12 protein-coding genes are annotated in these 12,464 nt (G+C 34.1%); all 12 read right to left on the reverse strand.

Annotated elements, in window-relative coordinates; genetic code table 11:
- Positions 1–150: 150 nt before the first annotated feature.
- On the reverse strand, positions 151–1,365 hold the full coding sequence (locus AMQ68_RS18040) for a serine hydrolase (protein ID WP_054512005.1): 1,215 nt from the start codon (positions 1,363–1,365) through the stop codon (positions 151–153).
- Positions 1,366–1,540: 175 nt separating this feature from the next.
- Complete coding sequence (locus AMQ68_RS18045; protein ID WP_054512006.1) at positions 1,541–3,298, reverse strand: discoidin domain-containing protein; 1,758 nt, start codon at positions 3,296–3,298, stop codon at positions 1,541–1,543.
- Between the two features lie 58 nt (positions 3,299–3,356).
- On the reverse strand, positions 3,357–4,385 hold the full coding sequence (locus tag AMQ68_RS18050) for a hypothetical protein (protein WP_054512007.1): 1,029 nt from the start codon (positions 4,383–4,385) through the stop codon (positions 3,357–3,359).
- Complete coding sequence (locus AMQ68_RS18055; RefSeq protein ID WP_185113407.1) at positions 4,382–5,974, reverse strand: NAD(P)-binding protein; 1,593 nt, start codon at positions 5,972–5,974, stop codon at positions 4,382–4,384. Before AMQ68_RS18055 ends, AMQ68_RS18050 begins: the two co-directional genes overlap by 4 nt.
- Positions 5,949–7,463, reverse strand: coding sequence for a polyamine aminopropyltransferase (locus AMQ68_RS18060; protein WP_054512008.1), 1,515 nt, complete (start codon positions 7,461–7,463; stop codon positions 5,949–5,951). The genes AMQ68_RS18055 and AMQ68_RS18060 overlap by 26 nt, the downstream gene beginning before the upstream one ends.
- Positions 7,456–7,671 (reverse strand): DUF350 domain-containing protein, encoded by a 216-nt coding sequence (locus tag AMQ68_RS18065; RefSeq protein ID WP_054512009.1) that lies wholly within the window; start codon positions 7,669–7,671, stop codon positions 7,456–7,458. The genes AMQ68_RS18060 and AMQ68_RS18065 overlap by 8 nt, the downstream gene beginning before the upstream one ends.
- Positions 7,672–7,683: 12 nt before the next feature.
- Entirely contained in the window at positions 7,684–7,878 is a 195-nt protein-coding gene (locus AMQ68_RS18070) for a hypothetical protein (RefSeq protein ID WP_241775174.1), read from the reverse strand.
- A 3-nt stretch (positions 7,879–7,881) separates the two neighbouring features.
- Positions 7,882–9,303, reverse strand: a complete 1,422-nt coding sequence (locus tag AMQ68_RS18075) for a DUF4178 domain-containing protein (protein WP_241775175.1) — start codon at positions 9,301–9,303, stop codon at positions 7,882–7,884.
- 50 nt (positions 9,304–9,353) lie between these two features.
- The gene (locus AMQ68_RS18080; protein ID WP_054512012.1) at positions 9,354–9,713 is read right to left on the reverse strand and encodes an S-adenosylmethionine decarboxylase family protein; all 360 of its coding nucleotides are present in this window, start codon (positions 9,711–9,713) and stop codon (positions 9,354–9,356) included.
- Positions 9,714–9,735: 22 nt separating this feature from the next.
- Positions 9,736–10,659: a citrulline utilization hydrolase CtlX gene (ctlX, locus tag AMQ68_RS18085; protein WP_054512013.1), complete on the reverse strand. Its 924-nt coding sequence runs from the start codon at positions 10,657–10,659 to the stop codon at positions 9,736–9,738.
- A 119-nt stretch (positions 10,660–10,778) separates the two neighbouring features.
- The gene (locus AMQ68_RS18090) at positions 10,779–11,180 is read right to left on the reverse strand and encodes a four helix bundle protein (RefSeq protein WP_054512014.1); all 402 of its coding nucleotides are present in this window, start codon (positions 11,178–11,180) and stop codon (positions 10,779–10,781) included.
- A gap of 96 nt (positions 11,181–11,276) precedes the next feature.
- On the reverse strand, positions 11,277–12,191 hold the full coding sequence (locus tag AMQ68_RS18095) for a dimethylarginine dimethylaminohydrolase family protein (protein WP_054512015.1): 915 nt from the start codon (positions 12,189–12,191) through the stop codon (positions 11,277–11,279).
- Positions 12,192–12,464 lie beyond the last annotated feature (273 nt).

Below are 12,464 nucleotides of genomic sequence, written 5' to 3' on the forward strand. Positions count from 1 at the left end.
AATTGATGAATTTCTGAAGAAAACTGATAAGAAATAATTGTTTAAAAATCAAACCTAACAGGTTTTTAAAACCTGTTAGGTTTAGAAAAAATCGACAAAAAATAAACGCTCTGAAAAATTTCAAAGCGTTCTATTATTTAATTTTATTTTTTAATACCCAAGTACTTTCTTGATTTCAAGACCTGTTACATTTAAGGTATTTAGACATTTCGTGAAATTCGCTGTACTGCTTAAATCCCAATAAGGTAACAATACAATAACCGAAACATCTGTAGCCGGATCATACGTCATTAAGGATAGATAGCCTTCTGTAGCACCGTTATGCCCATATCCAATTCCTGCGAAATTAGCACATCCCAATGCATATCCTGAAGTTGTAGCCGGACCTTTACTCGTTCTCATAAGTTCGGCACTTGAAGCATACAAAACATTCTGACCTTTCATTATACTTCTTATATAATCGGTAAGCATCACCATCGTCCCTACTCCATTTCCTTCTCCTATATGGGCACTTGCATTTTTTTGATCGGTAATTTCGTTATGACTGGTATATTTAATAAACCCTTTTACATAAGGTGAAGGCAATTGTTTATCCGTCGCCAACTCAGGAAACTTAATACCCAATGGTCTTTTGGAACCAGGCCCTACGATTTGGTCGTACATATAATTTCCGTATGTTTTAGTAGCGCCCGCTTTTTCAGAATATATTCTCGCGATAATTTCACTTAAAATTGAATATCCTGTATTTGAATAATGATAAACCGCATTGGGAGCTCCATAGGTAAGGTTGTGATCTTTCAATACTTTCACATATTCACTGGTCGTAAACTGATGGTCAGGAAAATTCTGAAGCATATAATCGCCATACGTTTCACCATTGATGTTATATTGAGAATCATCATTCGTTACATCATAAATTCCTGCATTATGTTGCAAAATCTGACGAATCGTTATTTGATTTTTATTTGGAAAATCCCAATCTGTAACATCCGGAGTGTACGGAACCGTGGTTCCCGGAATATTGGCAGTAATTTTATCATCCAATTTTAGCCATCCATCCTGCATCATTTTTAAAATAGCAGTAGATGTAAAATTTTTGGTATTGCTCGCAAAACGGAAATAGGTATTTGGGGTAACCGCTGAGCCATTTGTTCCTTTTACAGTCCCGAAATAAGTTCCTTTTGGAGAAACAACATATACGCTTAAAGAAGGAACGTCTGTATTAAGATCTCTTTGAAGATTGGCATGAATATTCTTCACTGCAGCATCTACTTCAACCTGATAGTCTTTCTCCGTCTCATTATCACTACAACCAAAAATAAAGGGCAGAAATAATGAAAGGGACAAAAGTTTAAGTTTTTTCATGGTTTAGTTATTTGATTTATTGTAAGCGGCAAATTTCGGTATTTTTTTTAGAAATATTTGAATCAATCCAAAGGATACCTTTAAAAAATTAAACAATCTCCTTGCTAGCAATCCTCTATTAAAAACAAAAACCCTCAGAATCAAATCCTGAGGGTTTCAAATATATCTTTATCTACTATTCTGATTTTACCACTTCCGTTCTTTCCGAAATTCCATTCGAATTAAAAGCTTCAATCTGGAAATAATAAGAATCTACTCTGTCTGCTCCGGTGAAAAAATATTCATTCTTGTCATACACCATGATGCTTCCGTACAATTTATCAGGAGATTTCCCCCAATAGATTACGTATCCGTCTGCATCTTGATTTTGTTGCCATTTCATCCAGATGCTTCTTCTCTCCCCATATTTTTTAGGATCAGCTCTCAATGGAACAAAGTTTTCAACTTTTGCAGGTTTTGCGCCCGCTCCTTTTCCAAATACTCTGAAACCGCTTAATCCAAATTTACCTGTTGGCATTTTTAAGTTTTCCATTTTCAGGAACCTTGCTTTTGCAGGTTTTTCCAATTCTACATAATCATGAGGAACATCTTTGGTATTTTTACTTTTATCAACAATGACATTCCATTTTTTACCATCGTTTGAACCGTAAATTTTATACTGATGCATTTTGCCTAAAGTTTTACCCATAAACTCAACATCCTGATCTGCATAATTAATCTGAATGGCATTAATGGTAGAAACTTCTCCTAAATCCGTTTGAAACCACTCTCCCGAGTTTCCTGTTTTTGCGCTCCAATAGGTTTTAATATCTTCATCAACCGCCAAATTGGATTGATATCCGCCCAAGGTAGATGAAACCTGAACCGGTTTATTGTAATTTAACAACATCCAATCTGCAAAAAGTCCTTTAGAGAAGTCTTTTCCCTGAGCATATTGCGGAAGGAATGTAGGATAGTCACCATACGCAGTGTTGGTATACATTACATCGTCTTTATCGAATCCTGCAGGCCAGATTCCCAATCTCCTTTCAAAATTATTCTTTGTTGAAATAAAGATCGTTGAAACGTGCCACCAGTTTTTGAAATTATCTTCAAAAGTTGCTCCGTGTCCTGCACCTCTCGCAAAACCACCCGGTTTATACGAAAACGGATTGTGCTGTTGGTATTCGTAGCCTTCCAAAGGATTCTTACTTACATATACTCCATCCGAATATCCGCTGAACTCCGTTGCCGGAGCACCATATTGCATATAGTATTTTCCGTTGTGTTTTGTTACCCAAGCCCCTTCCACAAAAGGTTGTAGGAAAACATTGTCGTTGTATTCTCCGAAACGCTCCCAACCGTGATCTTCAGGCTTTAGTTTTAAAATAGGTTTTACAAACCCTTCAGACTGTAAGGTTTTAACTTTTACTTCTGTCCCTAACAAAGGCCATTCATTACTGGAACCCCAATATAAATACAGTTTATTCTTATCTTCATCATAATGAAAAGCAGGATCCCAAGCTCCCACTTTTAAGGTATCAACTGCAATATGCCAATCATCTTTCGTAGGATTTGTACTTTTCCAGATCGGGAAATCCTGTTCCCAAGTTGATCCATATACATACAACGTATCTTTCATTGCCCAAACTGCAGGCGCATTAAGATCATGAGTATATTTGTTATCTCTGAGGAATTTTCTTTTTACAAATTTCCAATCCAGCATATCATCACTGTACCAATATCCTTCCTGATTGGTTGAAAAAAGAAATAATTTGTTTTTAAAATTTACAATCACCGGATCAGCGGTTGCACGGTGTTTCCCCTGTTTGGAAAAAATTTCAAATGGAGTGTAGCCATAATCGATGTTGATTGGGTTACAAAATGTTTTCTGCTGAGCGTTGATAAAACAGAATGGCAATAAAGCCATCAATAGCATAATTTTCGTTTTCATAAGCACTTTTCTCTTTTCATCCCGTTAATAATCTATTTTACATTGAACTTTTACAAAGTTAATTGATTTTTTCAGGTTTCTTCCAAATAAACCCGTCCAAAAGGTAGTGCGTGAGCTGTGGAACCACTAATAAGGGGATAAGAAATTGCTGAAAACTAAGAGATGGAAAAATAGCATTAACAGAAATATTTTCCCTCCAAACCAATACTTCCCAAAGTAATTCCTCAAAAAAAGCTAATCCTATAATAACACCTACAAAGAGAATAATCCCAAGGCTTGTTTTAAAAATGGAAAGTTTTTTTAACTGAACCTCATCTTTCTGTTTTATTTCTCTAATGTAAATGAGCGCGATGTAAGGAATCCCGTGAGAAAGCACATTGAGCAGCGTAAAAATCAAATCATTATTAAAATAAACAATTCCGAAATACCAAGAAAGATAAGTTCCTATAATGATCATATTTTTAGGAATATTAAAACTCTCGTTTTTATTCCAGAGGTATAACGTTTTCAGAACCCAGATTCCTACAATAGAAAGATATACAACCAGAATATAAGGTCTGTAATCCGGAAGTTTCTGCATCCAAGTAAACTCATTAGTCATAAACCATGTAAAAACTCTTGGTGTTTTAAACCAATACAGCATTGGATAAATGGTTGCCGAATAAATAGCCAATTCATCTATTTTTTTAAAAATAGTATTAGGTTCTTTTCGGGCATAAATTCTCATGAAACCATATTGCTGGCGTATAAAATGAAAAACTGCCACCAACGCTAAAACCGACCAAAAGAATAAACTTCCAAATTGATACAAGATCAATCCCAACATAAAACCGATTACCGGAATGATGATAAATAATTTCTTCCTTTTCCTGAATTCTTCTTTTACAAAATAGGTCTTAAATAATGTAGAATAAACATGCGCAACATCCACAAAAACAATAAGAAATAACCAGATAAAAAACGAATAATGATTTTCAAGATATTGAATCTGACTCTGAAATATGATAATAAAAAACAAAACTAAAAATGGCGGTAACAAAATAAAAAGACCATCTGTTTTACCGTTATATATCCAAGGTTGCCTCATACCATTTGTTTTACAGCATTAATACCCTGATGAAAGGCTTCTTCAAAAATTGAAATTCCAGATAAATCTGTGTGGGCAAAGAAAATTTTTCCATCAATCGGTTTTTTAGCTGTTTCAGTTTCTGCACCGAAAATCTGATTGGGAACAGGAGCAATCATCGCATGGCCAATTTTATGAAACTGCATCTCTATAATAAAATCTTCTATAAGTGGGTGGGCTTTTTTCAAATCGTTCAGTACAAGATCTCTAAGTTGATTTTCTTTAAGATCATACAACTTACGTCTCGCTTTTTTACAATTATCTGATGAAAAACTTTTGTAGTACGTAATGACTTTTTCACCCATATTTTGATCGATATTTTGATGTTTGTCATCAATATACCCTAATCCGTCCGAACCATAAATCACATTATCCCACGCTAATTCTTCATCACCTCCGAATTCATTCTTCAATGTAATTGTTGTTAAAAGCCAAGGAACATAGTTGAAATTGTCTGCTCTTCTATTATTAAATATTCTTTCATTGACAAACTGAGGCGTTGCAAATAAAACTTTATCGGCAATAATTTTCTTTGTCTTTTTTTGAACATTATCAAAGCTCAGCACCTCAACATGAGTCTCATTTAATTTTACGTCAAAAACCAAATGATTTACTATATGCTTATCCTTTGTATATTTTGAAAGATGGTTCGCAAGTCTGGCATTTCCTTCCGGCCAAGTAAAAACCTGATCTTTATATTTCTTACTCCAGTTATTTTTCCTTCCTGCAAAATAATGAATCCCCGCCCACGCAGAAACGTACTCTATTCCCAATCCGTAATCGTCGCGACAAGAATAATCTAATAACCAAAGAAGTTCTTCTGATGTAAAACTATGTGCAGTAAGAAAACCTTTAAAGGTAATTTTCTCCATTTGGATAATATCCTGATCTCTGCTGGAATTTTCAATGGGAATCGTAAACCAATATTTCCCCTGAGTATCTTTTTTCTCACGATACCCATCCATCAATTTAAAAAATCGGGAAATCTCATTCTTTGCTTCGTCAGAAATTCCCTTTTGAGGAACAATATCATTTTGCCATGAATTTTTATAAAACAACCTTTCATTTTGAGGAAACACAAGTTGATAATCATCTAAAATAGGATCTCCATTTTCATCATCTCCCAGATATATTCCACATTCTTTTAAAAACTCAATGACTTCCAGGTCTTCTTTATTCGGTAAAGGAAGGTAGTGAGCACCTAAAGGAAATTTTGAAAATTTATTTTCTCCGTTTGATGAATTTCCGCCTAAATGATCTTCCATTTCGAGCATAAGAAAATCATCAATCCCTTTTTTACTTAATGCTCTGCATGCGGAAAGTCCTGAAATCCCACCACCAACAATTAAAAATTGGGTTTTAATTTCTTCTGAAGCTTTAGGGAAATCTTTCGCCCATAAACGGTGTCCTAAAACAGAGTTCGTTCCTGTAATTTTAAGTAAAAATGATTTTGCTTTCTTTTCACAATACTGCAAAAAGGAAAGTGCGATTCCTCCCCAAAATATTGTTGTCAGAAATTCTTTTCTATTGTACTTTTCCCCACTCTTCATCAAAATATCTTACTAAAATTTGATTATCCAGTCGATTAACTTCTACCTCTTTCGCCATCATATCTTTGCTAAAATAGCTCATCTGCAGAAAATTATAATCGTAAAATCTTAATCCCGGAATTCTTCGTATTACATGATTATTAATTGAATCATTGGAAGCCATACAATATCCCCATTCCCCGAAAGAAGGAACGTAGGTATGATATGCCTTTGTAAAAGGAAATACCTGATTCAATGTTTTCTCGATACACCAAAAAGATTTCGGCGCAAAATAAGGCGACGTAGTCTGTACTACAATTCTGGTATCTTGAGTTGTTCTATTTTTTAATTCTTTATAAAACTGCAATGAATATAATTTTCCAAGGCTGTAATTTGAAGGATCCGGAAAGTCAATAATGATTACATCATATTTTTGAGTTGCGTTTTTTACCCATACATAAGCATCCTTGTTGATCACTTTTAATTTAGAATTAGAAAGAGAACTATGATTAAGCTTTTTCATGGTTTCATTATCCTTGAAAAAATTTGTCATTTCTCCGTCTAAATCTACTAATGTGATATCTTTTACCTCTTTATATTTCAATACTTCACGAACTGCAAAACCATCTCCACCACCTAAAACTAAAACATGATCTACCTTTTTTGCCATAGACATCGCAGGATGCACCAATGCTTCGTGATAGCGGTATTCATCGGTAGAAGAGAACTGAAGATTATTGTTTAAATACAATCGAAACTCATTGCTGTTTCTCGTAAGAACAATTCTTTGGTAAGGCGAATTATGAGAATACACAATATTTTCACCATATAATTTCTCTTCCGAAAACGCTAAAATCTTATCTGAAAAGATAAATAAAACAAGCAGCAATACAAAAGCTCCTATGAATTTCACCTTCAATGAAAAAGGTTTTAGCAAATCATTTTTTAAATAGAAACATAAAAAAATAGCTATGGAAATATTAATTAATCCAAAAAACAAAGGCGTTTTAATAATTCCTAAACTGGGAATCAGAACCAATGGAAAAAGAATAGACGCCAATAATGCTCCCACATAATCAAATGCAAAAACATTAGAAACTAAATCTTTAAACTGAACTTTATCTTGCAAGATATTCATTAACAAAGGGATTTCTAACCCAACTAAACATCCCGTGGAAAAAACAAATAGATATAAAGCCCATTCAAAGTGCCCCACCGTATTGAATAAAAGGAAAAGCACCACAGAACTTATTCCACCCACAATCCCAACTAGGATTTCAATTTCTATGAATTTATCTATTAAACTTCCTTTGATGAATTTTGCCAGATAAGAGCCAACCCCCATCGAAAAAAGATAAACCCCAATAATGAATGAAAACTGTTTTACAGAATCTCCCAAAAGGTAACTTGCCAAAGCGCCTGCTACCAATTCATAAATAAGTCCGCAGGTAGCAATTACAAATACAGATGATAATAAAAGAATTTCTAAAGACAGTCGTTTTCTATCCATGAATCGCTGCTCCTATAATGATAGATATCCCGATAATGAAGGCACCAAAAACAATTGCCAATGCTGTATTTTTGTTTTGAGAAATCTCATGCCATGTTCTTTCCGGCGTTATTTTTTCCAGAATAAAATAGCAGATCAGTAGAATAATAATTCCTAAAAATGAATACAGGACTGAATTGATAATCGGCACGTAATTTATATTTTCCATAATAGCATGTTTTTATTTGTGATAGTATCTGTAGAACCCTCTTCCCGAAGAATGGCTTCTGGTAGTTCCGTCTCTATACGTTTCTGTTTTTTCGCAATCACAGACTTGGTTTCCGGCATATGTAAGATAGGTAAACCACCCCAGAAATGCTCCTCCCATGAGACAGAGAAACCAATTTGCTTTGATATAGTTAAAAATGTGAACCATAATTTAAGATTTAGAATACGGTGAATTTGAACTGTTACTCCATTTTGAAACATTGAAAACATTTCTTCCCCAATAGCAGATTATAAAAAAGGCAAGCATTAAGATCAAAATAATAGTGAAATTCCAGAAAGAAACCGGAAGCCATGTTGCTTTGATATTGATAGTGCTGTCATCAGAAACTTTGTTGGCAGGAGGTGATTCTAGTACCGAATTGACCGTTAAAAGAGAATCTAAATTCTGATTAGGAAACGTTTGCTTTACCAGTTTCCCTATTTCGGAGGAATCTTTTTCTAGCGTTCTTATGTCTCCAAACGCAACAGATTCTTTTGTACTATTATTTACGACGTCTACAATTCCCGAGGCTTCTCTTGAAATGGTGACTCCTTCATTTGAAGGCACAAAATGAGAACTCGTAGAAGTGCCTACTGCATATTGCTTTTCAGCAGAAATAACAAAATGATATTTTCCGGGAGCAATTCCACATAAATTAAATTCTTCAGTCGTTTTCCCCTCACTCCAATTTTCGCCATCTTCATATCCGTGATATTGTTCTATATCTTTGGAGGTATAAACCGTTTCGTTGGTACTTTCGTTAACAAGGCTTAACTGTAAATTTGCCCATGAATTATCTACCTCAGAATGGGCACTTACCTTCAATGGTGCTGAACCTCCCGAAAGGGTAAAACTTTTGGAAACCATTTCCTTGTTTTTTACATCTTCAAACTTAATGGTATCCTGAAAAACGGAAGTATTTGTTCGGGAAGTGTAAACATATAATTGAAGCAGGCAGATGAAAAGCCCTGCAATACCCAGAATATTTATCGCTTGCTTTATATCAATATAATAAGGCTGAACGATCCCAATTCCGGAATAATTCGGCATGTGGGAAAGTTTAAAAGATTTTTTAACTAAATGTTTAGAAATATGCTTCCCTGCAAAATATTGATTCTTGCTTCCTGACTGTTCCTGAGAAATCATATTCGTTCCATTCACATATTCTTTATAGGTTGCCAGATTAAAATTAAGCTTTTCCTCAAAAAAACCTTCCGCCGCATGAATACTACATTCTGTGGTTTCATACCATCTGTAATTCCGAGTATGTAATTCTGCTATTTTGGAACTTTTCTTCTTGACATCTTCTGTATGAACAGGATATAAAAGAACCCAATGCCCATCGCTTTCGCTCAAGAAAGCATCATCTCCTTTCTTATCTTTTAAATAATATTCCCGCCAATAGATCTCAATTCCATATTTACGGACAACAATAGCGTCAACAGTATATTCTGTATTATCAAGAATTCCTTTTTGCCCAATTTCCAACACTACATTTTCTATCGGCTTTTTAACTAATTTTTTAGAGAAACTCTTTTCAACATCAATAAGGTATGAGCATGATTTACAAACGTACTCTTCAATAGAGTACATAAAATCACGGGGATTTTCTGTATTACAAACGGGACAAGTGTAATGCATTTTTATCGATAAATATTGTGTTTTTGAATAACTTTAGCCTTAAAATATTCAATAATCTCGTCAGCTATTTTTTCTACTTTCTCCGTATTATCCTGAAGGTAATTACAAAGGAATACATCAAACGTTAGCTGTTTAAATTCCGGCCAAGTGTGAATACACAGGTGCGACTCTTTAAGACAAACCGCAGAAGTAAAACTATTATTTTCAAAAACATGTTCTGTTACCCCTACGATCTCTACTTCCTTTGCTTCTAAAATTTCCTGTGTATATTTTAGAAAACCCGTACTGTCTAATAATAAAGCTTCTGACTCCGTTTCCAAAGTCAGAAGAATATGTAAGCCTTTATTGCTTAATGATTTCAATGAATTAATTTTCGCAAATATATTATTTTTTCGGCAGAAATACCTCAGCCAACATACAACGTGCGCTTCCGCCGCCGTTTACTTCAATAGTATTTAAGTCTGAATAAATAATCTCGCAGTATTTTTCAATCGCTGAAACTTGGTCTTGATTTAAAGATTGATAAGCAGTTTGGCTCATTACCAAAAACTTTTCACCGTCTTTATTTTGTACCTGAAGCATATTTCCTGCAAATTGCTGCATTTGCTCTTCAGAAATTTCAATAATTTCTTTTCCTGAATTTTTGATGGTCTCGATCACTTTGCTTCTTTCCAATTCATTATCGATACAATCAAGGCAAATAACCACGAATTTGTCTGCCACACACATCATAACATTCGTATGATAAATTGGAAGTCTTTCTGAACCTACCGTTTGAAAAGAATGAAAAACAATTGGTGTAAACCCATATTTATCACAGAATTCTCTGAATAATTTTTCATCTAATCGTAAAGAAACTGATCCATACGCCAATTTATTATCGTGATCAAAAATCATACTTCCCGTTCCTTCCAAAAAGTGGCCTTGGATTTCCGGCAATGACCAGTCATCAATTTCAGAAACTTCAAAACCTTGTTCTTTTATTGTTTCAATAATATCTTCTCTTCTTTCCACTCTTCTGTTGGAAGCAAACATCGGATATAAAACTACTTTTCCATCTTTATGGAAACTCACCCAGTTGTTGGGAAAAATAGAATCCGGTGTGTGCGGATCCAACGTATCTTTTATCGTAATGACATTGATTCCTTTACTTCTTAATTTTTCAGCGAAAATATTAAATTCTGCCAACGCCTTCGACTGAACATCGGCACTCTTTTGGTCAACCTGAAAATAATTGTTTTCTGCCGTTTCTGCGTTATAACCGAATGCAATCGGCTCTATCATTAATACTGTATCTGTTGTCTGCATCTGTTTTAAGTTTGAGGGTGTTTTGAGTTTGAGAGTTTGAGAGTCTGAGTGTTTTAGTGTTTTAGTGTTTTAGTGTTTTAGTGTTTTAGTGTTTTAGTGTTTTAGTGTTTTAGTGTAAATTATTTTCTATCTTGATCTGCTGAAGAAAATGTACACCAACTTTGTGACTGACTCATCATATTCACCAACATCCCTATTATTTGATTATACTGATTGTTTAAATTATTAAATTGTCCTTCATTGATATAATTGCATTTCCAAGCAAACTGAAGCCAGGTTTGAGTTTCTCTCGCCTCGCCTTCAGAATCTGTAAGTTTGGCAACAAAAGATTTCTCATATTTCCGCTTTCCCCAAGCCTCACTAATATTTGCTGAAACTGATCTTGAAGATCTTCGAATTTGGTCTGTAAGAGAATAAAGTTCTTCCTTCGGAAAAGATTTTGAAAGTTCAAAAATAATCATGGCTACATCAACCGATTTTTGAAAGACCTTTAAATCCTGATGAAATTTAATTATTGACATATTTGTATTTTTATCTAAAATAGAAAAAAATATTTTTTGTAAACTCTCAAACTCTACTATTCTTCAACTCTCAAACACTAGAACTTTCCAACACTATTAGTCTCTAACAAGCGGCATTGTAGAACATCTCAACAATCCTCCCATCTTAGAAATTTCTCTGTAAGGAATTTCTTCAACGGTCATTCCCCACTCGTTTCTCAGGTGATTGTTCATTCTGGTGAATGTTTGGTCTGAAACTACAATTTCGGGAGAGATTGAGAAGATATTCGGGAACATTTCAAACATCTCTTCGTCTGTAACGTGGAAACAGTTTTCTTCTCCGAAAATATCAATGATCAGTCTATAATCACTTTCATCCACAAAACCATCTTTGTAAATAATACATTTATCTTTCCCAATAGGGTTAAATGTGCAATCTAAATGTAAAATACCCTCAAATGGAATCTTATCGTTCTTCTTTAATTCTAAATCGATAATTCTTTTCTTTGGAAAGTATTCTTTTAGAATTTCTATCGCGTATTCGTTGGTTCTTGCTGTTTTATAATTTCTATAATCTTCGCTGAAGCATGTTCCGATAAAAATAAAATCATCCCAAACAATAACATCACCACCTTCAATATGAGCCGTTTCCGGAAGGTTGATAATGTTTCTCCATGCTACTTTTTCGTACACATTCTTGTAAGCTTCCTGCTCATCTGCTCTGTCGGCAATGACGTTGGAAATAATCATTTTATCATCAATCACAAAAGCTACATCTCTTGCGAAAACCTGATTGTAATCTTTAATGATACTTGGGCGTAGAACTTCTACATCATATTTTTTTAAAACTGCTTCAAAAGCATTCATTTCATTAACGATATCCTCTTCTTTAGGATACATATTATGTTGGATTGAGTAGTATGACTTGGCGTCATAACTTTCCTCAAGTGCGGGAACGGGTCCCATTGAATTAGGTTGGCCTAGAACTACCGATCTTAGCCTCCCCGTTTCGTTTTTAATGTTTAGTTTCATAAAGATTTATGCAATACTACAAATATAAGTAAAGGTCTCTATTTAAGAAACTTTTGGGCTGTTTTAAAGGGAATATTTGATTTTATTCTGCGAAATCATCAATCTCTAGTTTTAGTTTATTTTTTATTGAACAAAGACAGATTTTATTGCTTTCGAAAGCCCGTTTAGAAGATATTATTAAACATAAGTATCTAATCATTATCAATTTACATAAAAAGTGCATTTATAATTAAAAATAAATTCATACATTAGTGATATAATAATTGATAACAA

Source organism: Chryseobacterium sp. ERMR1:04 (genome assembly GCF_001297705.1).
In the GTDB taxonomy this organism is placed as follows: domain Bacteria; phylum Bacteroidota; class Bacteroidia; order Flavobacteriales; family Weeksellaceae; genus Chryseobacterium.